The sequence below is a fragment of the Gordonia hydrophobica NBRC 16057 genome (assembly GCF_001592365.1).
In the GTDB taxonomy this organism is placed as follows: domain Bacteria; phylum Actinomycetota; class Actinomycetes; order Mycobacteriales; family Mycobacteriaceae; genus Gordonia; species Gordonia hydrophobica.
The window spans coordinates 165,832-187,085 of the sequence record NZ_BCWU01000007.1 but is presented as its reverse complement, the minus strand read 5'-3'; the positions used below and the strand labels follow the sequence as shown (position 1 = coordinate 187,085).

Sequence of the window (21,254 nt, the reverse complement as noted above, 5' to 3'; positions counted from 1 at the left end):
CCAGCCCGACCGGACGGCTGCGTCTGGCTCACCCGGGAAGTACCCTGAACGTCGTGGCTGAACATTTTCAAACAGTTGTCCTGGGAGCCGGTCCTGGCGGGTACGTGGCCGCGATCCGGTCCGCCCAGCTGGGCATGAAGACCGCAGTGATCGAAGAGAAGTGGTGGGGAGGCGTCTGCCTCAACGTCGGATGCATTCCGTCGAAGGCGTTGCTCCGCAACGCCGAGCTCGCCCACGTCTTCAACCACGAGGCCAAGACCTTCGGCATGAGTGGCGAGGTGAGCTTCGACTTCGGGGCCGCCTTCGATCGCAGCCGCAAGGTCTCCGACGGCATCGTCAAGGGCGTTCACTTCCTGATGAAGAAGAACAAGATCACCGAGATCGACGGGTACGGCGTCTTCCGCGACGCCAAGACCATCGTCGTCGGCGACCGCGAGATCACCTTCGACAACGTCATCATCGACACCGGATCCACCGTCAAACTCCTGCCGGGAGTGGCGCTCAGCGAGAACGTCGTCACCTACGAGACGCAGATCCTGACCCGCGACCTCCCGAAGTCGATCGTCATCGTCGGCGCAGGCGCCATCGGCATGGAGTTCGGCTACGTGCTCGCCAACTACGGCGTCGACGTCACCATCATCGAGTTCATGCCGCGGGTGCTGCCGAACGAGGACGCCGACGTCTCCAAGGAGATCGCCAAGGCGTACAAGAAGCTGGGCGTGAAGGTGCTCACCGGCACCGGCGTCCAGACCATCGACGACAACGGCGACAACGTCACCGTGACGTACAAGGACGCCAAGGGTAACGACGGCAGCATCGTCGTCGACAAGGTCCTCATGTCCGTCGGCTTCGCGCCGCGCGTCGAGGGCTACGGCTTGGAGAACACCGGCGTCGCACTCACCGATCGTGGCGCTATCGCGATCGACGACCGCATGCGCACCAACGTTCCCGGCGTCTACGCCATCGGCGACGTCACCGCGAAGCTGCAGCTGGCTCACGTGGCCGAGGCGCAGGGCGTCGTGGCCGCCGAGACCATGGCGGGCGCCGAGACCATGCTGCTCGGCGACTACCGCATGATGCCGCGCGCAACGTTCTGCCAGCCGCAGGTCGCGTCGTTCGGTCTCACCGAAGAGCAGGCCAAGAACGAGGGATACGAGATCACCGTCTCCAAGTTCCCGTTCACCGCCAACGGCAAGGCGATGGGGCTGAACGCTACCGCGGGCTTCGTCAAGCTGATCACCAACTCGCAGACCGACGAGCTGCTCGGCGGACACCTGGTCGGCGACAACGTCTCCGAGATGCTGCCCGAACTGACGCTCGCGCAGAAGTGGGATCTCACCGCCCGCGAACTGGCGCGCAACGTCCACACCCATCCGACGATGAGTGAGGCGATGCAGGAGACCTTCCACGGCGCGATCGGCCACATGATCAACATGTGACCGCACGCTCGCAGGCGAAGCGCATCGAGATCCACCACCCGGCGGACTCGGTGCGCTTCGTCGTTCGAGCACAGGCGGGCAGAATGGCGTCGTGACGATCGAGCGCCTGGTGACCGCGGACGATGTGCTCGACGTCCGCGCCACCCTCGGCGTCCATCAACGGGGCAGCCGCGATCCCGCGTACCGGGTGGCCGCGGACGGTTCCATCTGGCGGGCGGTCCACACGCCGGACGGCCCGGGGACGGTGGCCGTCGCAGCCCGGGGGCGGCAGGCGAGAGTGCGCGCCTGGGGACCGGGTGCGCAGTGGCTGCTGGACACCGCGCCCGCCATGCTCGGACTCGCCGACGATCCGTCTGCACTGGTTCCGCGTGACGACGTCGTCGCCCGACTGGTCGCGAAGGTCCCGCAGCTGCGGCTGGGACGCACCGACCGAGTGTGGGAGGCCCTGGTCGCAAGCATCGTGGAGCAGAAGGTGACCGGCACCGAGGCCTACCGCGCGTGGCGGTTTCTGCTGACTCGGTACGGCGAGCGCGCACCGGGGCCGGTGCCCGCGGACATGCGGGTGCCGCCGCCGCGGCCTCGGTGGCGGGAGATCACCGAGGCCGACTGGCACCGCAGCGGTCTGGAGGCGGTCCGGGCCCGAACGATCCGGCAGGCCGCGACCGTCGACGTCCAGACCAGATCGGATCGACTCGCGGTGCTGCGCGGCGTCGGACCGTGGACGGCGGCACACACGCGCATCCGTGCGCTCGGCGATCCCGACGCAGTCCCGATCGGCGACTATCACACACCGTCGGTGGTCGGCGTCGCGTTGATCGGGCAGCGGGTCGACGACGACGGCATGCTGGAACTGCTGGAACCGTATGCGGGTCAGCGCTATCGCGTGATCCGACTCTGCGAACTGGGGGCGGGGATGCCGGAGCGTCGCGGACCGCGGATGTCGGTGCGGGACTACCGCAGGATGTAGGGCGTGAGCGCGCGCTACTCCGTAGCAACGCGGCGGGCACTGGACAGGTTCAGCACCAGTTCGCAGTCGCCGCCGGAGTCGGGGGAGACGTCGACGGCGTACGAGCCGTCGAGGATCGGGGACGCCGCCTCCAGGGCGTACTCGACGGCGCCGCGGACCACGCCGTGGGCGATCTCCGGGTTGCGCGCGGCGATCGACTGCAGCGGGCAGGAACACAGCGAGACACGGTGCGAGCCGAAGGCGCTGACGGTCTCGGTGACGCGGAAGCCGAGGGAGGTGAGCGTCGCCGCGACGATGGTGACCGGGTCGGGGACGCTCGTCGGGTCGACGTCGTCGGTCGGCTGCGCGTGTGCCTGAGCCCACGCCCGACCGGCCGCCGCCGAGGTCGCTTCGCGCTTCGCCGCCGTGCCGCCGAGCTGCCGCAGCAGCAGGAACAGGAGTTCCTCGGCGGGCGGCGCGGGCGCTGTCCGATACAGCACCCGCGGCCGACCCACGCCGCCCGGCCGTAGCGTCTCGGCGATGATCCCGCCCTCATCGAGAAGATTGTTCAGGTGAAAGCGGGCGGTGGTGACGTGAACGTCGAGGGCCTCGGCAACCTGGTGTGCATCGAGACCGTTCGTCGCCTCGGCGACGATCGCTCGCACCCGATCGCGGGAACGCACCGGCATGGTGAGGACCTCCTGGCGTCAGTTTCCGTGGACGACTACCAGTGTGACAGTTCCGTCGGTGACGGCGCGCAAGCTGTGTGGCGTCCGCCCCTCGACGCGGATCGCGGAGCCCGGCTCCAGATGGACGGTGGTGCCGTCGACGGTGAACTCGACGTCGCCGGTCTGGCCGAGAACGAGGATGGGGTGCACCGCCATGTGCTCGGCCATCACCTGGCCGGCACGGAACGCCAGTCGGACCACGGTCTCGGTGTCGCTCTTGTGAATCCGCTTGATCGCTGGTTTCTCACCGGTGTCGGCGTCGTTCGGCGCGTCGAGTCCGGTCAGAAACGTGTACGTCGGCGCCAGGTCAAGCGGTGGCATCGGGCTTCCTCACTATCACTTCGATCGCCGCCATCTGGTCGCGGTACCGAGTGAAGACGCTGCGCATGTCGAGGATGCGCTTGCGTGCCGCGGGGTTGCGGGCGATGTTGAATCCGATCTTAACCACGCCGAGCAGGCCTTCGTCGGCGAGCATCCGACGCGGCTCGAGCAGAGCCATCGGCGCGAAGCGGACCTGCTCCACCTCGAAGCCCGCCTGCTCGAACAGCGTGCGCCACTCGGCCTCGGTGAGTGGGCGAGCGTTCACTTTGATCGACCGGGCGAGCGCCTTGCGGATCTCGGTCTTGGCCTCGTCGGGCAGCGTGTCGGGGTGCAGCGACAGTTCATGGACGGCATAACGCCCGCCGGGACGCAGCACGCGGTGCGCCTCGCTGATGATCGCGGACTTGCCGCGGTCGGACTGCATGGTGAGCATGGCTTCGCCGATCACCGCATCGGCGCTGGCGGCCTCGAGTCCGGTGGCGTCGGCGTCGGCGTGACGGACGCTGCCGCGATGGCCGACGACCTGTTCGGTGAGTGCGACGGCCTGCGGGTCGGCCTCTACTCCGACATAGCTGCGGGGCGCGTAGTCGAGGATCTCGCCCGCCGTCTTGCCGAGCCCAGGAGCTAGTTCGACGACGTCGGCGTCCGCCAACCGTGCGTCGGCGAGGAGCCTCTCGGTCAGTTCCCGGCCGCCGGGCCGCAGGACACGTTTGCCGAGGCGGGCCAGCAGCCAGTGGCCGGGCAGGTCCTCGTCTCGGCGGCTCGCGAGCGGCAGGGCGTCGGCGGGGGATTCGGGCATGGCAGCTCCTCGTCAATTAACGGATTGTTCTCCGCTAATTAGGTTAGCCTGACTTTGCTATTGAGCCAAGGGGCGGCGGGCGTGAACATATTGGCCGACGCCGGCGACCGTCTGCTCGACGTGCTCGCAACCCAGCGATTCCAGTCGGTCCAACAGCTCCCGCCGCCCGAAGATGCGGAGTCCGGACAGCCCGGCGAGGGCTGCGGCTCCGGGCAGCGACGCGACCGACGACCGCACCGAGGTGAAGACGATGAGCTCGCCGCCGGGTCGGGCCACCCGCACCATCTCGTCGAGCACGGGCAGGGGATCGGGGATCAGGTACAGCGCGGCGAGGCACAGGACGGTGTCGAACGAGCAGTCGGGAAACGGCAGGTGGTGCGCGTCGCCGCGGACGTAGGCGACGCGCTCGCCGGGGTTGCGCAGCTGCGCCTGGGTCAGCATCGCCTCGGAGAAGTCGATGCCGACGTATCCGCCGTCGCCGGTCAGTCCGCGCGACGCGTCGTCGCTGTAGTTGCCGGGACCGCAAGCCACGTCGAGCACCCGGCGTTGACCGGGGCGGGCGAGGTACGCCCGCAGCGCGCGGTCGTAATCGGCGGTCTCCGATCCGCCGAGGCTGAATCCGCGGGTGAACACCGGTCGCCACAACTGTTCGTAGATCTGGGAGAAGGCCGGGTTGCCCATCATCCGTTGCGCGAAGGAGGTCATGGCTCGACCTTTGTCAGAACTCGTCGCGCTGTACGCGCAGGGCGCCGATGGTGGTCGCGAGCATGTCGTACTGGCCGACGAGCAGGGTGAACGCAATGGCCTTGCGCTCCGTCAGATGCCGACGCAGGGCGTCCCAGGTGGCGTCGGAGAGATCCCGGGTGTCGACCAGTTCGTCGGCGGCGAGCAGCAGGGTGCGCTCGCGGTCGCCCCACCCGGCGTCCGGGCCCTCGAGGATCCGTTCGAAGGCACTCTGGTCGATCCCCGCCTTCGCGCCGAGGCGCCGGTGATGATCGAGTTCGTACTCGCACGACCGCCGGTGGGCCACGCGGATGATGATCATCTCCGTCTCGCGCCGCGACAGCTCCCCGAACGGCATCATCCGCGAGGAGAAGTGCAGCCACCCGCGGAACAGTCCCTTGCTGCGGCCGAGGGTGGCGAAGATGTGGGCGTTGTCGGTGCCGGTCGCGAGCGACATCGCGCGCACGACGAGCCAATTGATCGGACCGAGGTCGCCGAACGTGCCAGGACTGACGCGGGGTGTGGTCATGACCACACGGTAGTCCACCGCTCGGACACCGCGCGGCACGCGGCAGCGGCGGACGATCGACCGTGGACCCGCGTGGTCGGCGCGGCCGGTCACGACGTCGTGTAGGGCGAGACGGTGCTGCGATGCTCCTCGAGGTGCAGTTCGACGCCGAGTTGCGGGAAGGCGCGCTGCGGGCAGTTCTGTCGGTCGCAGACGCGGCATCCCGCGCCGATGGGCGTCGCGCGCGCATCGGGTCCCAGTTCCAGACCATCGGAGTAGATGACGCGTTCGGCGTGACGGAGTTCGCAGCCCATGCCGATCGCGAAGGTCTTGCCCGGCTGGCCATAGCGCGCCGCGCGTCGTTCGACGGTGCGGGAGACCCAGAAGTACTCGCGTCCGTCGGGCATCTCGGTGATCTGCGTGAGGATCTTGCCGGGTGAGCCGAACGTCTCGTACACGTTCCACAGCGGGCACGTCCCGCCCGACGACGAGAAGTGGAAGCCGGTGGCGGACTGGCGCTTGGACATGTTGCCCGCCCGGTCGACGCGGACGAAGGTCCACGGGACGCCGCGCATGGTCGGTCGCTGCAGGGTCGACAAGCGGTGGCAGATGGTCTCGTACGAGACCGCGTAGAAGGCCGACAGACGCTCGATGTCGTAGCGGAAATCCTCCGCCAGCCCGTGGAACTGGCTGTACGGCAGCACGGCGGCGGCGGCGAAGTAGTTCGCCAGCCCCAGGCGCGCCAGGGTCACCGCGTCGTCGCTGGTGTAGTTGGCGGCGTCGACGAGTTCGTCGATCAGCTCGCCGTGTTCCAGGAATCCGAGCTCGGCGGCGATCTTCATGCTGCGCTGGCCGGGCGAGAGGGCCGCCGAGAATTCCATCACCTTGCGGTTGGGGTCGAATCGGTGCAGCACGTTGTCGCCCAGATCGACGCGGCGCACGATCCGAATGCCGTGCCGTTCCTCCAACCGGGAGGCGAGCGCCGCGCGCAGATCGGCAGAGTGCATCCGCATGCGGGCGGTGAGGGTCTCGGCGGCCTCGTCGAGCTCGTGGATGTAATTGCGCCGCTGGTAGAAGAAGTTCCGCACCTCCTCGTGCGGAGCGGTGATGGTGCCGCGCGCGAGCGTCTCGCCCCGGCCGGAGGTGACCGCGGCCAGCCGTTCGGTCGCGATCCGATACTGGCGATGGATGGCCGCCATCGCCTCGGCGATCGGTTGATATGTGGCGACGAAGTCGGCGAGGTCCGCGCCGTCGCGCGCCGTCTGCGCGATGTCGATGTCCTCGTCGAGCAGCGCCTCGCGGAGTTCGGCGACCAGCCGAACGTCGTCCTGCGGGTCGAAGAAGTCGATGTCGAGACCGAAGACGTCGGTGATCCGCGCCAGCACCGGACCGGTCAGCGGCCGGTTGTCGTGCTCGATCTGATTGAGATACGACGCCGAGATCCCGAGCAGTCCGGCGAGCGCCTGCTGGGACAGCGCGCGGTCGGCCCGGAGGCCTCGGATGCGGCCGCCGACGAACATCTTCTGTGCATCCGACCGATGCGTGCTCATGTCCGCGGTTCCTCTCCGTGGCGGGTACGGTGCCGATGTGTCCCGCTCCATTGTGTCCCGGACCGCTGTGCTGGCGGTCGCCGCCGCGTCCGTTCTCGGACTCGTCGGTTGCGGCGGCGACGAGTCGCCCGCGTTGTCGCTGCCGAATCTGCTGATCACCGCCGATCACCTGCCGACCGATTTCAGCGCGGTGCCGATGACGGTCGACGACCTCATCGCCGCCAACCGGTCGACGCTGGAGCAGGCGCGGACGGTCGGCTTCGATCCGCCCAGCTGCGCGCCGACCGCCGACGCCGCGTTCAATCCGCAGCTCACCGACGAGAACACCGCGCTGGTGGTCGGCAAGTCCGACACCGGGACGTTCAGCGAGCTGGTCTCCACGGTCCGCCGCGACATCGACGCCGATCGGCGTGCGACGACGGGGCCGTGCCGCGTCGTGACGGCGACGCCGAGCACCGGGGCGCTGACCGGCGCGACGATCGTCACCACCAGCGTCGAACTGCCCGCCATCACCGACAGCGTGGTGGAGCAGGCGTTCTGGGTGCGCAGCGACTCGGTCACCACCCTGGCTTCAGGCGCCGTCCGGGCCCGATCCGGGCTGATCGCGAATGTCCTGGTGAAGACCGCCGCCGGTGAGGTGGTGACGCTGCAACTGGGGCTCTCGACCGATGAGCGTGAGGTCTCCGAGGCGGAGCGCAAGGGCGTGGCGCCCGGTGCTCCGCTGCTCGCAGCACCTCTCTCGGATGAGGAGTTCGGACAGCTGGTGCAGACGGCGGTGGCCCGCGCTGCGCAGTGACGCGCAACTCTGCGGCCCACCGTTCGGCTGTGAAATGCGCCACTATCGTCTCGGTGGCGGCTCTCGGTGCGGCCGTCGAGGGCGGTCCGCGGGCCCGGCGGAGGCCTCGATTGTTTTCCCAGTACGCGCGTACTTTTTGGCGATCGCCAGTGCGAAGTTGTGATGGTTAACTTTGCAATATTTGCAAAACTCGCCGGTAACCTGGTGGTTATTTACACCTTGCAATGTCTGGACCTGGGCATTTGTTCTGTGGCAACCTGTTCTCAGGCAAAGCCTCAAGGTGCCGTTCAGTTCGCAAGACTGAGCGACACATCAAATCTCATGGTTTCTGAGATCGAGAAGTTCTAACGAAAGCGAAGGCTAATGAGCAACGTCGGAAAGCCACGTACCGCCGCCGAGATCCAGCAGGATTGGGACACCAACCCCCGCTGGAAGAACGTGAAGCGCGAGTACACCGCCGAGCAGGTCGCTGAACTCCAGGGCACGGTCGTCGAAGAGCAGACCCTTGCTCGTCGTGGCGCCGAGATCCTGTGGGACGCCGTCAGCAAGGACGACGACAGCTACATCAACTCCCTCGGCGCGCTGACCGGCAACATGGCCGTTCAGCAGGTCCGTGCGGGCCTCAAGGCCATCTACCTCTCGGGCTGGCAGGTCGCCGGCGACGCGAACCTCGCGGGCCAGACCTACCCCGACCAGTCGCTGTACCCGGCCAACTCGGTTCCGGCCGTCGTTCGTCGCATCAACAACGCGCTGCTGCGTGCGGACGAGATCGCTCGCATCGAGGGCGACGACTCGGTCGACAACTGGGTCGTCCCGATCGTCGCCGACGGTGAGGCCGGCTTCGGTGGCGCCCTCAACGTCTACGAGCTCCAGAAGTCGATGATCGCCTCGGGCGTTGCAGGCTCGCACTGGGAGGACCAGCTCGCATCGGAGAAGAAGTGCGGCCACCTCGGTGGCAAGGTGCTGATCCCGACCCAGCAGCACATCCGCACCCTGACCTCGGCTCGCCTGGCGGCCGACGTCATGAACACCCCGACCGTCGTCATCGCTCGTACCGATGCTGAGGCCGCGACCCTGATCACCTCGGACGTCGACGACCGCGACAAGCCGTTCCTGGACGGCACCCGCACCGCCGAGGGCTTCTACGGCGTCAAGAAGGGCCTGGAGCCCTGCATCGCTCGCGCCAAGGCCTACGCCCCGTACTCCGACCTCATCTGGATGGAGACCGGTGTGCCGGACCTCGAGGTCGCCAAGAAGTTCGCCGAGAGCGTCAAGGCTGAGTTCCCGGACCAGATGCTGGCCTACAACTGCAGCCCGTCCTTCAACTGGAAGGCTGCTCTGGACGACGACACCATCGCGAAGTTCCAGAAGGAGCTCGGCGCCATGGGCTTCAAGTTCCAGTTCATCACGCTGGCCGGCTTCCACGCCCTCAACTACGGCATGTTCGACCTGGCTCACGGCTACGCCCGCAACGGCATGACCGCCTTCGTCGACCTGCAGGAGCGCGAGTTCAAGGCAGCCGAGGAGCGCGGCTTCACCGCCATCAAGCACCAGCGTGAGGTCGGTGCCGGCTACTTCGACGCCGTCGCCACCACCGTTGACCCGAACACCTCGACCGCAGCTCTGAAGGGCTCGACCGAGGAGGGCCAGTTCCACTAGGAACTGACACGACCTCGATCTAGAGGTCTGCAAGAGCACGATGAACCCGGGGCATTGGGAGGCGCGATCCGCCGCGTGCCCCGGGTTCTCTGCTAACTGGCCGCGGTAGGCGGCGCGACGGGTGGATCGGGCCGACAGCTCGACAACGTCACAGGACATCCAGGGAGCGCTTCTCCATGACCATTGACCAGATTTCCCGCGTCGGCATCGTCGGTGCAGGCCAGATGGGTGCAGGTATCGCCGAGGTGTGCGCCCGAGCCCATGCGGATGTCCTGGTGTACGAGGCGAGTCGGGACCTCGTGAGCGCGGGCCGCGCCCGGATCTTCCGGTCCCTCGACCGCGGCGTCAGCAGCGGCAAACTCACCGAACGCGAGCGCGAACAGGCGTCGTGCCGACTGCGTTTCACCTCCGACCTCGACGACTTCGCCGATCGGCAACTGGCAGTGGAGGCGATCGTCGAGGACGAGGACGCGAAGATCGAGATTTTTCGAGCGTTAGACGGCGTCGTCGCCGATCCCGACGCGGTCCTCGCCTCGAACACTTCGTCGATCCCGATCATGAAGCTCGGTATGGCGACTGCGAACGCCGGCCGCGTGATCGGGATGCACTTCTTCAATCCGGTCCCGGTCCTTCCACTCGTCGAGCTCGTCACCACGCTCGTGACCTCCGACGCGGTGTCGCGGCGCGCCGAGTCGTTCGCCTACGACGTGCTCGGCAAGCAGGTGGTGCGATCCGCCGACCGTTCGGGGTTCGTCGTCAACGCGTTGCTCGTCCCGTACCTCCTGTCGGCGATTCGAATGGTGGAGAGCGGTTTTGCCACCGCGGACGACGTCGACAAGGCGATGGTGCTCGGCTGCGCCCACCCGATGGGGCCGCTCAAACTGACCGATCTCGTCGGCCTGGACACCGTGAAGGCGATCGCCGACAAGATGTACGAGGAGTTCAAGGAGCCGCTGTACTCCCCGCCTCCGCTGCTGCTCCGCATGGTCGAGGCCGGCCGCCTCGGCAAGAAGTCGGGTCGCGGCTTCTATCGGTACGACGCGCCCGCACGCTGACGGCGGTGGTCGGCGCGCCGCCGGCGCGCGAAAGGCGCACTAGTAAAGGTTTTGCTAGCAGCGAGCTAAATTCGCCCCACGCCGATATTTCAGGAAATCTGTCAGGTAATCCCAGGTTAACGGGATGTTTCCAGGCTACTGAAGAGTATTGAAACGGGTGAGATGGACCACTCATCGAATATTTCCGCTAGCTTTTGTTAGCACTTTGGCGCACACTGGTGGTGCAAGTTAAAGCAAGCAAGGAGTTGCAATGAGCACCGCCGAACGTACTTTCCCCACCCCGGTCTACGCTGTCGTCGGCGCGGGCGATGTTGCCGTCCAGGAAGTCAAGGACGCCTTCGCCGAGCTGAAGAACCGCGCACAGACCTCGCGTGAGCGCACCCAGACCCGTCTGGACGAGACCCGCACCCGCCTCGCCGAGCTCCCCACCGAGTTCCCGAGCGTCGAGGACCTGCGCGCCAAGCTGACCAGCGACGAGCTGCGCAAGGTCGCCGAACCGTACATCGAGGCCACCACCGGTCTGTACAACTCGCTCGCCGAGCGCGGCGAGAGCGCCGTCGAGCGCCTTCGTCAGGCCCCGTACGTCGAGGAGAACCTCGCCCGCGTCGAGAAGGCGTACACCGACGCCGTCGAGCTGACCGAGGACGCCCTCGGCGCCGTCTCGACCCAGACCCGCGAACTCGGTGAGCGTGCCGCAGCGCTCGCCGGCCGCACCGCAGACAAGGTGGAGGACGCCGCCGTCGCCGCGGACGAGGTCTCGAGCAAGCTGCAGGACAAGGCCGCTGACATCGAGAAGGCAGGCGCCAAGGCCAAAGCCGACGCCGACACCGCAGCCACCAAGGTGACCGCTGCTCGCAAGCCCGCAGCCAAGAAGGCTGCCCCGGCTGCCAAGAAGGCCGCGCCGGCTGCCAAGAAGGCCGCGCCGACCGCTAAGAAGGCTGCGCCGACCGCCAAGTAAGCGCACCCCACAGGCGATCGACCCCCGACTCTCTTCGTCGGGGGTCGATCGGTGTCCGGGGCGTGACCGCGTGGTCGGTTAAGGGACCGGCGGGAGCTGCGGCGGGTCGGCGGCGAACGCCTGCGGATCGCCGCCCGCGCGGACGATGCCGACCAGACTGCTCCAGATCATCATCGTCAGCTCGTCCGTCAACGCCTGCGCGGACCGGTCCGGGGAGCTGACCCACTCCTCGACGGCCCGAGTGGTGGCGCCGACCATCGCCGACGCCCACGTCCGGGCGCCCGAGGTCTGGGCGCCGCGAGCGGCGAACCGCGATTCCAACGTCGATTCCAGGGCGCCGGCGAAGATCTTCTCCGCGTCGGCGGCGACGGGGCGGCTCCCCGAGGGACGTGCCATGGTGAAGCGGTAGACGTTCGGGTCCGACGACACCGTCTCCACGTAGACGCCGATCGTCGCCCGCACCAGTTTGTAGTCGCCGATCTCGCCCGACAACGCCTCGATCAGCCGCGGCATGATCGTCGTCTCCACGTACGCCAGCGTGACCGCGGCCGCGAGGTCGTTCTTGTCGGCGAAGTAGCGGTACAGCACGGTCTTCGACACCCCGATGTGCCGGGCGATGTCGTCCATCCCGGCGTCCGGACCCAGAGCCTGCACCGCGGCGATGGTGCCGGTCGTCAACTCGGCGCGACGCTCCTGCTTGTGCTTCTCCCACCGTTGTTTCCGACCATCGGAGGTGACCGCCTCCACCGCAGGTGTCAGCACCCGCTGTTCGAGTTCGCGGGTCAACGTTGCAGCCGCGTTCACTGCGGCACGCGCGGCACTCGTCGGTATCGGTGGGTTCGGCATCACCTAGCAACCCTAGTAGGCGGTGAGGAAGACTGGACGAGTGTCGTCCACCTTCGATCAGCGACCTCAACCTGCGGCGGGGCCCTCGGTGCCCGCGGGACTCACCGAGAACGACGCCCAACGGGCCCGTGACCTGCGGCGAATGAAGATCGTCGCCACCAGCTTGCTGCTCGGTGCGGCTGTGATCTATTTCGCCATGCGGTGGCTCGAGCATCGCGACGGGACCGATGTCGGCGCGTGGGTCGGCTACGTGCGGGCCACCGCGGAGGCGGGGATGGTCGGTGCGCTCGCCGACTGGTTCGCCGTCACCGCGCTGTTCCGGCAGCCCCTCGGACTGCCGATCCCGCACACCGCGCTGATCCCGCGGAAGAAGGATCAGATCGGCGACCAGCTCGGCGGCTTCATTCAAGAGAACTTCATGACGCGCGACGTGATCGAGGGGCGTGTGCACGCCCTCGACCTGCCCCGGCGCATCTCCACCTGGTTCGCCGACCCGGCGAACAAACCGCGGGTCAACGACGAGGTGTCCCGCGTCTTCAAACTGTGGTCGGAGATGCTGCGCGACGAGGACGTCGAGCGCTTCATTCAGGCGGTTCTCAAGTGGGCCGCCGAACCGGTCTGGGCGCCGCCCGCGGGTCGGATCCTCGAACAGCTCGTCGCCGAGGACCGCCTCGAACCGGTGATTCAACTCGCCTGCGACCGCGCCCACGACTGGGCGCTGGGGAGCGCAGGGCTGATCGACCGCGTCGTCGACCGCGACGGTCCTGCCTGGGCGCCGAAGTTCGTCAACCACCTGGTCGGCGACAAGATCTATCGCGAACTGACCGAGTTCACCTACAAGGTGCGGGGCGACCCCCAGCATGAGTTGCGGATCGCGATGCACGACTTCGTCGCGGATTTCGCGCAGGAACTCCAGCACGACGACGCCACCATCGCCAAGTTCGAGGCCCTGAAAGAGGAACTCCTCGGCCGTGACGAGGTGACGGGTGCGGCGTCGACCGCCTGGCAGGCGGGCAAGGCCGTCATCGAGCAGATGCTCGATGACCCGGAGTCCACCCTGCGGACCTCGCTGTCCGACGCGGTCGTCCGGCTCGCGCAGCGCATCCGCGACGACGAGCCGCTCCAAGCCAAGATGAACGGTTGGACGGTGCGGGCGGCGCGGCACATCGCCGAGAACTACTCGCCGGAGATCATCTCGGTCATCACCGAGACGGTGCGCAGTTGGGACGCGGAGGAGACCAGCCGCAAGATCGAACTCCAGGTGGGGCGGGACCTGCAGTTCATCCGCATCAACGGCACCGTGGTCGGCTCACTCGCGGGTCTGACCATCTACACGGTCTCGGTACTGCTGTTCTCGTGAGGTCGCGACGGCTCGCGCTTGCACTTGCTAGCGCGAGGTGAGGATACTGGACCGTGGGAGGAACCACACGACAATGACATCCGAGCACAGCCACCAGGATGACCAGTACGACCCCGCGACCACGGTTGAGGCGGTGACCAACGCTGCCCAGGACATCGGCGAGTTCATTCGCAGCCAGCGACTGTCCGCCAAGGTGTCGTTGCGGCAGCTCGCCGAGCGCGCCGGAGTCTCGAATCCGTACCTCTCGCAGATCGAACGAGGACTGCGCAAGCCGTCGGCCGATGTGCTCTCGCAGATCGCCAAGGGACTCCGCGTGTCCGCCGAGGTGCTGTATGTCCGTGCGGGCATCCTCGAAGCGCGGCCGGCCAGTCCGGTGCGTGATGCCTTCCTGGCCGACAGTTCGATCAGCGAACGGCAGAAGCAGATGCTGTTGGAGATCTACGACTCCTTCCGGCGGGAGAATGCTCGAGACGGCGCCGAGCAGTTCGCGTCCACTGCCGACGACGCGCGCGTCGCGAACGAGGTGATCGACGGCCTCGGCACCGGCCCGGCCTCGTCGGCGCCGTGATTAAGGTGGAAGCGTGAGCACTGCTGTCATCGTCTTGAACGCCCAGTACTACCTCCTGCTGGCCATCACCGTGATCTCCGGGATTACCGGCGTGGTGGCCCTGGTGCACGCCGCGGTCACCCGACCCGATGCGTTCACCGCGACCGATGCGAAGTCGAAGACGTTCTGGGTGGCGGTCCTCGCCGTCGCGACCGTCCTCATCTGGGTGGTCCAGGCGCGGCTGGGCTTCGGCCTCATGTTCTACCTCGCGTCGATCACGGCCGTCCTCGTCTACGTCGTCGACGTGCGGGCGCGGATCGACGACATTCTGGGCCGCTCGTGGTTCCGGAAGAACGCGTGAGAGCCGCGGCCGCCAGGTGAGTGAATATCGCATCAACGACCTCGCCCAGGTGTCGGGCGTCAGCGTCCGCAACATCCGCGTCTACCAGGACCGCGGTCTGCTGCCGCCGCCGACCATCCGCGGGCGCACCGGCTGGTACTCCGACGAGCATCTGGTTCGCCTGAACCTGATCTCGCGGATGCTGGAACGCGGCTACACGTTCGCCACGATCAGCGAACTGCTGCATGCGGCGCACTATGGGATGAAGGTGGAGCACGTCCTGCGCGCGGCGCCGAAGGGCGGCAGGCTGCGCAATATCAAACGCGCCGCCACCATCACCTTCACCGAGTTGAAGAAGACACTGGGCGCCGACGAGCGTGCGGTGTCGCTCAGCCAGAAGCTGGGACTGCTCACCAAAGACGGCACCCACTACGCCATCCGCAACCCGGAGGTGCTCGAAGGCGCCGAAGTCCTGGTCAAAGGCGGCATCGACATCGATGCCCTCCTCGAACGATGGGTGCGCGTCGAGTCGGATCTGACCGATGTCGCGCGCAGCTTCGTCTCCATCATCACCGATCAGTACTTCGACGAGAATCTGCCGGACCTGGGGGAGGAGAAGCTCGCGAAGATCGCCGAGTTGATCCAGACGGTCCGGCCCATGGCCCACGAGATCGTCGAGACGACCTTCAGTCGTGCGCTCGACCAGGAGATCTCTCGTGCGATCGGCGAGGCCACCACGTATTTCGAGGCGAAGAAGCATCCGCCTGCGGACGGCGGCGCCGTCGAACAGGCACAAAGGGAGGTCGAATGAGCAGGAGCAAGTGGGCGCGTGCGCGCACCTGGGGGACGGTCGCAGCGGGGACGTTCGTCGCAGCGACGGCGGCGCAGTTCGCGATCACCGGGGGCGCCATGCTCCGCGAGGTCTTCGCGTTCCCGGACCCCGTCGAGGACGGGCCGGATCCGGCACTGCGCACGCCGACGCATGCCATGCGTTCTTCCGTCGTCGGCACTCCGGACGGTGCGCTGCTCCATGTGGTCGCCTCGGGCGATGTCGACGACGCCGACGAGATCGTGGTCCTCATCCACGGGTGGACGTGCAACACCGCGTTCTGGAACGCGCAGTTCAATCACTTCGGTGACCGTCGTCCCGTCGTCGCCTACGACCAACGCGGACACGGACTGTCCGAGTTGGGGCGACATCGACCCACCGTCGACATGCTGGGGCAGGACCTGCAGGCCGTGCTGGACGCCATGATTCCGGAAGGCAAGCGGGCCGTCCTCGTCGGTCACAGCATGGGCGGCATGACCATCATGTCGTGGGCGCAGCAGTTCGGCGCGGGCATGGAGGACCGGGTCTCGGCGATCGTGCTCTGTTCGACGGCGGCGCGCGGCGTCGTCCAGCGGCAGGCCTTGATCCCCGACAACCTGCCCGCGCTCGCCAAGCCCGGCAAGAACGTGCTGGCGCGGGTCTTCACCTCGGCGCCGGTGCCGCTGCCGGTCAACGCACTGACCTCTCAGTTCGAGCACTACATCGCGCTGGGACCGGTCGCGCGCGCCGCCCATGTCGAGTTCTCCGACATGATGGTCTCCGCGTGTTCACCGGCGGCGCGTGCCGCGTGGGGCTCGGCGATGTACCACCTCGACGTCCTGTCCGGCCTCGACAAAGTGACCGTCCCGACGGCCGTTGTCGTGGGCACCGCCGATCTGCTGACGCCGCCGCAGCACGCCGACGAGATGGCGAAGGCGCTCAGCAGCCGTGGTTTCCTGCACTCGTACACCACCTACGACGGCTCCGGTCACATGGCGCCGTTCGAACGCGCGGCGCAGTTCAACACGCTGCTCGACGGCGTTCTCACCGACCTCAGCGCGGCAACTGGCAGTTGACGAAGACGGGTTCGGGGTGCAGTTCCACGCCGAACGCGTCGCGCACCCCGTCCCGGACGCGGCCGGCGAGCGCCACCAGGTCGGCGGTGGTCGCCGCACCCCGATTCGTCAGGGCGAGGGTGTGCTTGGTCGACAGGCGCACCGGGGCGTCGTCGTTCGGAAATCCCTTGGTGAAGCCCGCGCGCTCGATGAGCCAGCCCGCCGACAGCTTCACGCCGGCATCCGCGGGGTAGCGGGGGATCGCGACGTCGCCGACCCGCGCCGTGATCCGGTCCAGGATGGCGGCGAGGTCCGACTCCGACACGATCGGATTCGTGAAGAACGACCCCGCGCTCCACGTGTCATGGTCGGCGGCGTCGAGCACCATGCCTTTGCCCGCCCGTAACGCCAGCACGTGGTCGCGCACCGTCGCGGCGTCGGTGCGGCCGCCCTCGGACACGTCGAGCGCCCGAGCCAGCTCGCGATAGGCGATCGGTGCGGACACCCCGTCGGCGTTGAGCCAGAACGAGACGGCGAGCACCACGTGACTGTCGCGTCCCTTGAGGTTGCTGGTGCGGTAGGCGAGGTCGAGGGCGCTGGGCTCCACCCAGTCCACGGAGCCGGTGGCCCGGTCGAGAAGCTGGACGCTGCGCAGGACATCGGCCACCTCGACGCCGTAGGCGCCCACGTTCTGGACCGGGGTGGTGCCCGCGGCGCCGGGGATCCCGGACAGGCATTCCAGCCCGCCGAATCCCGCGGCGACCGTCTCCGCGACGAGGGTGTCCCAGTCGGTTCCGGCCTCCGCGGTCACGTACGGCCGCGGTGCGCCGCAGTCCGGAGCGGTGCCGTACTCGATGCCCGAGGTCGCGACCACCACAGCCACGCCGTCGAAGCCGTCGTCGGCGATCACCAGGTTGGATCCGCCGCCGATCAGCAGGACCGGCTCGTCGCGGGCGTCGAGATCGCGGACCGTCCGCACCAGGTCAGGGGTCTGCGTGCAGCGGACGACGGCGCGGGCCGGCCCACCGAGTCGCAGCGTCGTGAACGAGGAGAGTGCGGAGCGGACCGAAGCGTCGGTCTCGTGTGAATCAGCCACATCGGTAACGGTAGCCTGACTGCTATGTCGAGCAAGTTCGAGCATTCGGTCAGCTATCCGTCGTCGGTGTCCGCCCTGTGGGCGTTGATCAGCACCGAGCAGTACTGGCGCGACCTCCTCGCGGCGACCAACGACGATCACGGTTCGCTGGAGTCGTTCACCCTCGACGGCGACACCGTGACCGTCGTGACGAAGCAGGGCGTCGGGGCCGAGAACCTGCCGTCCGTGGTGACCGCGGTGCGGCCGGGAGACCTCGAGATTCCCCGTACCAGCGTCTTCACCCTCGGCGCAGCGGCGATCACCGGGCACATGGAGGCCTCGGTCACCGGCGCGCCCGCCACCATCTCCGGCGACATCACGATCGCCGGGGACCCGGCCACCGCGCAGTACCTGGGCAGCGCCAACGTCTCCATTCCGTTCGTGGGCGGAAAGATCGAGAAGGCCGTCATCGAGCAGGTGGGTCACCTGCTCGACGCGGAGCGCGACGCGACCGTCGATTTTCTCGGACGTTAATTCTGACGTTAGGCTGTTCCACATGGCACGACGGCTCAGCTATTCGGCTCGGTACAAGCATCCGGCCGAGAAGGTCTACCAGGCACTCTCGCAGCAGAACTACTGGGAGGCGCTCATGGAGGGATTCCGTGAGCTGACGCCGATCTCCAGTGTCGAGGAGTTCGCCAAGTCCGACGAGGGCATCCGCGTGGTGCTGCAGCAGACCATCACGCGCGACATGCTGCCGCCGGTCGCGCAGACCGTCATGTTGAAGGACATGCTGATAACGCGGACCGAGACCTACGGGCTCCTTGACGCGCAGTCGCGCACCACCGGCAGTTACAGTGCGTCGATCCCCGCGGGCCCCGGTTCGCTGACCGGCGAGCAGGAGCTGTTTCCGACGGAGACCGGCTGCACCATCCGCAAGACCACCGAAGTCAAGGTCTACATCCCGTTCGTCAACGCCAAGCTCGAACAGTTGATGCTCGTCAACCTCGTCGACCTGTTCCGCGGCGAGGCCGAGTTCACCTCCACCTGGGTTCAGGACAACATCGCATGACCCGGTCCGGCCTCAAGGCCGGACGACCGCACGGGCGGATCACCCGCGGCACCACCAACATCAACCGGTTGCGTCGTGTCGACCGCGCGATGGCCGCCGACCCTCGGATCCGCGCGGCGCTGGCTGTTCCGGCGCCGCTCGCCGTCGACCTCGGGTACGGCGGTCGTCCGGACACGGCCGTCGAGATGGCCGCCCGGCTGCGCCGCGCCGCCCCGACGTTGACACTGGTCGGGTTGGAGATCGATCCCGACCGGATCGTCCCGCCGCGGGACGGTGTCCGCTTCGCGCTCGGCGGTTTCGAACTCGCAGGCCTGCATCCGAATCTGGTCCGGGCCTTCAACGTGCTGAGGCAGTACGACGAGGACGAGGTCCGTGCCGCCTGGACGCAGATGCAGGACGCGCTCGCTCCCGGCGGGTTGATCGTGGAGGGCACCTGCGACGAGATCGGTCGACGCTGCTGCTGGATTCTGCTCGATGCCACCGGACCGCAGGAACTGACGTTGTCGTGGTCGCCGGCGCACACCAGGCATCCGTCGGAACTGGCGGCACGCCTCCCGAAGGCGCTGATCCATCACAATGTGGCCGGTGAGGCGATCCACGAACTGTTGACCTGTGCCGACCGCTGCTGGGACCGCGCGGCGTCGCACGAGACGTACGGTCCGCGCGACCGCTGGCGGTATGCCCGCGAGATGATGGTCGACTCCGGAGTCCGCGTGAGCATCCCGCGTGGCCGACGAGTCGACAACATGCTGTCGGTGCCGTGGGACCTGGTCGCGCCGCACTGAAGATCGGGTGTCGTCCGTATGGATGGAACCTCGGGGATGTCCGATATCAGGTTTACGATTGGCGCATGTCCACACCAGGTCAGCCAGAGGAAGTGCCGAACGACGCCGCATCGTCTGCGCCGGATCCGTTTGCCGAGACCGCGGCCAGACCGATGCCGACGACGCCTGCGGTGTCGTTGGAGAAGACGACCTCGGTGGAGACCACCTCGCTGGGGAACACGCCGGCGTCAACCGACGGCGAGCAGTATGAGCAGACCCAGATCGGGCAATCACCGTATGCGGGAGTGCAGTACCCGGCAGCGGCCGGATACCCGGGCGGACAGTACGCGGGCGCCCAACAGCAGAACGCCGGCTACGCGGCCGGTCAGTACCCCGCGGGCCAGTACGCGAGCGGAGAGTATGCGGGCGGGCCGCCGACCGGGGGATACCCGGGCTATTCCTATGGACAGCCGCCGCGGTCGGGCGGTGGCGGTCGCGCAGTGCTGCTCGGCATCGCGATCGCGTGCGTCATCGGGCTCGCGGTGGCCGCGGTGTTCGTCTGGCTCAAGGTCGCCGACTCAGGCGACGACGCGTCGACGACGGCCCAGCCGGACGCCACCACGCAACAGCAGCAACCGCAGCAGCAGACCACGACGGTCACGTCGACCGCCGTCGATCCCGAGGTGTCGGCCGGCGAGTCCCTGCGTGGTCAGGCGGCGACCGATGCCGCGGACATGAGGACCATGCACAACAACCAGTGGGCTGCACAGATCAGTTCCAAGCGGCTCGGTCTGGTCGCCGAGGGGACAACGTGGAACAACGCCGCGATCTGGTCGGAGTTCGAGTCGTCGCGCGCCCGGTACCCGCAGGTCAAACTACTCAACTCGAACGAATGGCCGGTGTTCTCTGAGCCGGGATGGTGGATCACCGTCTCGGCGCAGAACTTCCCGAGCCCGGAATCGGCGTTGGTGTGGTGCCGCAGCGTCGGTCTCGACAAGGACCACTGCTTCGCGAAGCTGGTCAGCGACAGTCGGGGACCGCAGGGAACTACCCTCTATCAGAGGTGACTGGTTCGACTCGAGGAGGCGACATGCGATTGGCGATGGCCCAGATCAGTTCCACGGACGACCCGTCGGCCAACCTGAGGACCGTCGTGGATCAGACGCGATCGGCAGCAGCCGACGGCGCGGAGCTCGTGGTCTTTCCTGAGGCGACGATGTGCCGGTTCGGCGTGCCGCTGCGCGACGTCGCGCAGCCGCTCGACGGACCGTGGGCCTCCGACGTCGTTCGGGTGGCCGACGCCGAACAGATCACGGTGGTCGCGGGCATGTTCACGCCCGATCCAGACGGCAGGATCCGGAACACCGTGCTGGTGGCACGGCCGGGCGAGGCTCCAGTCGGCTACGACAAGATCCATCTGTACGACGCGTTCGGCTTCGCGGAGTCGGCCACCGTCGCGCCGGGCCGAGATCCGCTGGTCGTCGAGGTCGCAGGGCATCTCGTCGGTGTCGCGACCTGCTACGACATCAGGTTTCCCGCGCTCTTCGTCGAGCTGGCGAGACGAGGCGCAGAGCTGATCGTCGTCCCGACGTCGTGGGGAGCCGGTCCGGGCAAGGTCGCGCAGTGGGAGGTCCTGTCGACGGCGCGTGCGCTCGATGCGACGACCTACATCGCCGCCGTCGGTCAGGCCCTGCCCACCGACATCTCTGTCAGGAATTCCTCGGCGCCCACTGGGATCGGCCATAGCCGCCTCTCAGATCCGTTCGGTAGCGTGATCGCCGACTATGACTCCGCAGTGCAGACCGGTGTTCACGACATCGATCTGGGCCTGACACACAAGGCGCGCACGGCGCTGGCCGTTCTGGCCAACACCCGCGAGATTCCCCGCCTGGATGGGACCTGACG

The 21,254-nt window shown here is 67.5% G+C and carries 24 protein-coding genes; 16 read left to right on the top strand and 8 right to left on the bottom strand.

Annotated features, from left to right (window positions below):
* Positions 1-53 precede the first annotated feature (53 nt).
* Together lpdA and GH2_RS13420 are read left to right on the top strand one after the other, a co-directional pair.
* A complete protein-coding gene (lpdA, locus tag GH2_RS13425; protein ID WP_084247486.1) occupies positions 54-1,439 on the top strand; it encodes a dihydrolipoyl dehydrogenase in 1,386 nt (461 codons plus the stop codon).
* Between the two features lie 91 nt (positions 1,440-1,530).
* Positions 1,531-2,406: a DNA-3-methyladenine glycosylase family protein gene (locus tag GH2_RS13420; RefSeq protein ID WP_066168904.1), complete on the top strand. Its 876-nt coding sequence runs from the start codon at positions 1,531-1,533 to the stop codon at positions 2,404-2,406.
* Between the two features lie 14 nt (positions 2,407-2,420).
* Here the strand turns inward: GH2_RS13420 and GH2_RS13415 are convergent, their stop codons facing one another.
* From GH2_RS13415 to ramB, 6 genes are all read right to left on the bottom strand, one after another.
* On the bottom strand, positions 2,421-3,074 hold the full coding sequence (locus tag GH2_RS13415; RefSeq protein ID WP_066168901.1) for a helix-turn-helix domain-containing protein: 654 nt from the start codon (positions 3,072-3,074) through the stop codon (positions 2,421-2,423).
* Between the two features lie 18 nt (positions 3,075-3,092).
* The gene (locus GH2_RS13410) at positions 3,093-3,434 is read right to left on the bottom strand and encodes a cupin domain-containing protein (RefSeq protein ID WP_066168900.1); all 342 of its coding nucleotides are present in this window, start codon (positions 3,432-3,434) and stop codon (positions 3,093-3,095) included.
* Positions 3,421-4,233 (bottom strand): class I SAM-dependent methyltransferase, encoded by an 813-nt coding sequence (locus GH2_RS13405; RefSeq protein WP_066168897.1) that lies wholly within the window; start codon positions 4,231-4,233, stop codon positions 3,421-3,423. The genes GH2_RS13410 and GH2_RS13405 overlap by 14 nt, the downstream gene beginning before the upstream one ends.
* A 57-nt stretch (positions 4,234-4,290) precedes the next feature.
* Complete coding sequence (locus tag GH2_RS13400) at positions 4,291-4,938, bottom strand: class I SAM-dependent methyltransferase (protein WP_066168894.1); 648 nt, start codon at positions 4,936-4,938, stop codon at positions 4,291-4,293.
* Positions 4,939-4,951: 13 nt separating this feature from the next.
* On the bottom strand, positions 4,952-5,485 hold the full coding sequence (locus tag GH2_RS13395) for a carboxymuconolactone decarboxylase family protein (protein ID WP_066169210.1): 534 nt from the start codon (positions 5,483-5,485) through the stop codon (positions 4,952-4,954).
* 89 nt (positions 5,486-5,574) lie between these two features.
* Positions 5,575-7,014: an acetate metabolism transcriptional regulator RamB gene (gene ramB, locus GH2_RS13390; RefSeq protein ID WP_066168891.1), complete on the bottom strand. Its 1,440-nt coding sequence runs from the start codon at positions 7,012-7,014 to the stop codon at positions 5,575-5,577.
* 37 nt (positions 7,015-7,051) lie between these two features.
* Between ramB and GH2_RS13385 the strand changes: the two genes are divergently transcribed.
* The 4 genes from GH2_RS13385 (at position 7,052) to GH2_RS13370 (ending at position 11,482) form a co-directional block, all read left to right on the top strand.
* Complete coding sequence (locus GH2_RS13385; protein ID WP_157086087.1) at positions 7,052-7,810, top strand: hypothetical protein; 759 nt, start codon at positions 7,052-7,054, stop codon at positions 7,808-7,810.
* 363 nt (positions 7,811-8,173) lie between these two features.
* Positions 8,174-9,469: an isocitrate lyase gene (gene aceA, locus GH2_RS13380; RefSeq protein ID WP_066168888.1), complete on the top strand. Its 1,296-nt coding sequence runs from the start codon at positions 8,174-8,176 to the stop codon at positions 9,467-9,469.
* Positions 9,470-9,645: 176 nt separating this feature from the next.
* Positions 9,646-10,524 carry a 3-hydroxybutyryl-CoA dehydrogenase gene (locus GH2_RS13375; protein ID WP_066168884.1) on the top strand — a complete coding sequence of 293 codons (879 nt, stop codon included), beginning with the start codon at positions 9,646-9,648 and terminating at the stop codon, positions 10,522-10,524.
* Between the two features lie 250 nt (positions 10,525-10,774).
* A complete protein-coding gene (locus GH2_RS13370; protein ID WP_066168882.1) occupies positions 10,775-11,482 on the top strand; it encodes a heparin-binding hemagglutinin in 708 nt (235 codons plus the stop codon).
* A 78-nt stretch (positions 11,483-11,560) separates the two neighbouring features.
* Here GH2_RS13370 and GH2_RS13365 read toward each other — a convergent pair whose 3' ends face one another.
* Positions 11,561-12,328: a TetR/AcrR family transcriptional regulator gene (locus GH2_RS13365; protein WP_084247497.1), complete on the bottom strand. Its 768-nt coding sequence runs from the start codon at positions 12,326-12,328 to the stop codon at positions 11,561-11,563.
* Between the two features lie 22 nt (positions 12,329-12,350).
* Between GH2_RS13365 and GH2_RS13360 the strand changes: the two genes are divergently transcribed.
* The 5 genes from GH2_RS13360 (at position 12,351) to GH2_RS13340 (ending at position 16,459) form a co-directional block, all read left to right on the top strand.
* Positions 12,351-13,688 carry a DUF445 domain-containing protein gene (locus tag GH2_RS13360; RefSeq protein ID WP_372434559.1) on the top strand — a complete coding sequence of 446 codons (1,338 nt, stop codon included), beginning with the start codon at positions 12,351-12,353 and terminating at the stop codon, positions 13,686-13,688.
* 73 nt (positions 13,689-13,761) lie between these two features.
* Positions 13,762-14,256, top strand: coding sequence for a helix-turn-helix domain-containing protein (locus GH2_RS13355; RefSeq protein WP_066168876.1), 495 nt, complete (start codon positions 13,762-13,764; stop codon positions 14,254-14,256).
* Positions 14,257-14,269: 13 nt separating this feature from the next.
* The gene (locus GH2_RS13350) at positions 14,270-14,596 is read left to right on the top strand and encodes a DUF2516 family protein (RefSeq protein ID WP_066168873.1); all 327 of its coding nucleotides are present in this window, start codon (positions 14,270-14,272) and stop codon (positions 14,594-14,596) included.
* Positions 14,597-14,612: 16 nt separating this feature from the next.
* Positions 14,613-15,386 (top strand): MerR family transcriptional regulator, encoded by a 774-nt coding sequence (locus tag GH2_RS13345; RefSeq protein ID WP_066168870.1) that lies wholly within the window; start codon positions 14,613-14,615, stop codon positions 15,384-15,386.
* The gene (locus GH2_RS13340) at positions 15,383-16,459 is read left to right on the top strand and encodes an alpha/beta fold hydrolase (protein ID WP_066168867.1); all 1,077 of its coding nucleotides are present in this window, start codon (positions 15,383-15,385) and stop codon (positions 16,457-16,459) included. The genes GH2_RS13345 and GH2_RS13340 overlap by 4 nt, the downstream gene beginning before the upstream one ends.
* Here the strand turns inward: GH2_RS13340 and GH2_RS13335 are convergent.
* A complete protein-coding gene (locus tag GH2_RS13335; protein WP_084247485.1) occupies positions 16,437-17,579 on the bottom strand; it encodes a UDP-N-acetylmuramate dehydrogenase in 1,143 nt (380 codons plus the stop codon). The genes GH2_RS13340 and GH2_RS13335 overlap by 23 nt on opposite strands.
* Here GH2_RS13335 and GH2_RS13330 point away from each other — a divergent pair.
* The 5 genes from GH2_RS13330 to GH2_RS13310 all read left to right on the top strand — a co-directional run bounded on the left by GH2_RS13330 (position 17,559) and on the right by GH2_RS13310 (position 21,252).
* On the top strand, positions 17,559-18,047 hold the full coding sequence (locus tag GH2_RS13330) for a DUF2505 domain-containing protein (protein WP_066168860.1): 489 nt from the start codon (positions 17,559-17,561) through the stop codon (positions 18,045-18,047). The genes GH2_RS13335 and GH2_RS13330 overlap by 21 nt on opposite strands.
* 22 nt (positions 18,048-18,069) lie before the next feature.
* Entirely contained in the window at positions 18,070-18,585 is a 516-nt protein-coding gene (locus GH2_RS13325) for a DUF2505 domain-containing protein (RefSeq protein WP_066168857.1), read from the top strand.
* Positions 18,582-19,370, top strand: a complete 789-nt coding sequence (locus GH2_RS13320) for a methylase (RefSeq protein ID WP_066168853.1) — start codon at positions 18,582-18,584, stop codon at positions 19,368-19,370. The genes GH2_RS13325 and GH2_RS13320 overlap by 4 nt, the downstream gene beginning before the upstream one ends.
* Positions 19,371-19,435: 65 nt before the next feature.
* Positions 19,436-20,416 (top strand): hypothetical protein, encoded by a 981-nt coding sequence (locus GH2_RS13315; protein WP_084247484.1) that lies wholly within the window; start codon positions 19,436-19,438, stop codon positions 20,414-20,416.
* 23 nt (positions 20,417-20,439) lie between these two features.
* Positions 20,440-21,252 (top strand): carbon-nitrogen hydrolase family protein, encoded by an 813-nt coding sequence (locus GH2_RS13310; protein WP_066168847.1) that lies wholly within the window; start codon positions 20,440-20,442, stop codon positions 21,250-21,252.
* Positions 21,253-21,254: the final 2 nt, after the last annotated feature.

What these genes read in the sequence shown, in the direction of transcription:
- GH2_RS13415 (WP_066168901.1), bottom strand. Translation starts at nt 3,074, where the DNA reads ATGCCGGTGCGTTCCCGCGATCGGGTGCGAGCGATCGTCGCCGAGGCG.
- GH2_RS13410 (WP_066168900.1), bottom strand. Translation starts at nt 3,434, where the DNA reads ATGCCACCGCTTGACCTGGCGCCGACGTACACGTTTCTGACCGGACTC.
- GH2_RS13405 (WP_066168897.1), bottom strand. Translation starts at nt 4,233, where the DNA reads ATGCCCGAATCCCCCGCCGACGCCCTGCCGCTCGCGAGCCGCCGAGAC.
- GH2_RS13400 (WP_066168894.1), bottom strand. Translation starts at nt 4,938, where the DNA reads ATGACCTCCTTCGCGCAACGGATGATGGGCAACCCGGCCTTCTCCCAG.
- GH2_RS13395 (WP_066169210.1), bottom strand. Translation starts at nt 5,485, where the DNA reads ATGACCACACCCCGCGTCAGTCCTGGCACGTTCGGCGACCTCGGTCCG.
- ramB (WP_066168891.1), bottom strand. Translation starts at nt 7,014, where the DNA reads ATGAGCACGCATCGGTCGGATGCACAGAAGATGTTCGTCGGCGGCCGC.
- aceA (WP_066168888.1), top strand. Translation starts at nt 8,174, where the DNA reads ATGAGCAACGTCGGAAAGCCACGTACCGCCGCCGAGATCCAGCAGGAT.
- GH2_RS13375 (WP_066168884.1), top strand. Translation starts at nt 9,646, where the DNA reads ATGACCATTGACCAGATTTCCCGCGTCGGCATCGTCGGTGCAGGCCAG.
- GH2_RS13370 (WP_066168882.1), top strand. Translation starts at nt 10,775, where the DNA reads ATGAGCACCGCCGAACGTACTTTCCCCACCCCGGTCTACGCTGTCGTC.
- GH2_RS13365 (WP_084247497.1), bottom strand. Translation starts at nt 12,328, where the DNA reads ATGCCGAACCCACCGATACCGACGAGTGCCGCGCGTGCCGCAGTGAAC.
- GH2_RS13355 (WP_066168876.1), top strand. Translation starts at nt 13,762, where the DNA reads ATGACATCCGAGCACAGCCACCAGGATGACCAGTACGACCCCGCGACC.
- GH2_RS13340 (WP_066168867.1), top strand. Translation starts at nt 15,383, where the DNA reads ATGAGCAGGAGCAAGTGGGCGCGTGCGCGCACCTGGGGGACGGTCGCA.
- GH2_RS13330 (WP_066168860.1), top strand. Translation starts at nt 17,559, where the DNA reads ATGTCGAGCAAGTTCGAGCATTCGGTCAGCTATCCGTCGTCGGTGTCC.
- GH2_RS13335 (WP_084247485.1), bottom strand. Translation starts at nt 17,579, where the DNA reads ATGCTCGAACTTGCTCGACATAGCAGTCAGGCTACCGTTACCGATGTG.
- GH2_RS13325 (WP_066168857.1), top strand. Translation starts at nt 18,070, where the DNA reads ATGGCACGACGGCTCAGCTATTCGGCTCGGTACAAGCATCCGGCCGAG.
- GH2_RS13320 (WP_066168853.1), top strand. Translation starts at nt 18,582, where the DNA reads ATGACCCGGTCCGGCCTCAAGGCCGGACGACCGCACGGGCGGATCACC.
- GH2_RS13315 (WP_084247484.1), top strand. Translation starts at nt 19,436, where the DNA reads ATGTCCACACCAGGTCAGCCAGAGGAAGTGCCGAACGACGCCGCATCG.
- GH2_RS13310 (WP_066168847.1), top strand. Translation starts at nt 20,440, where the DNA reads ATGCGATTGGCGATGGCCCAGATCAGTTCCACGGACGACCCGTCGGCC.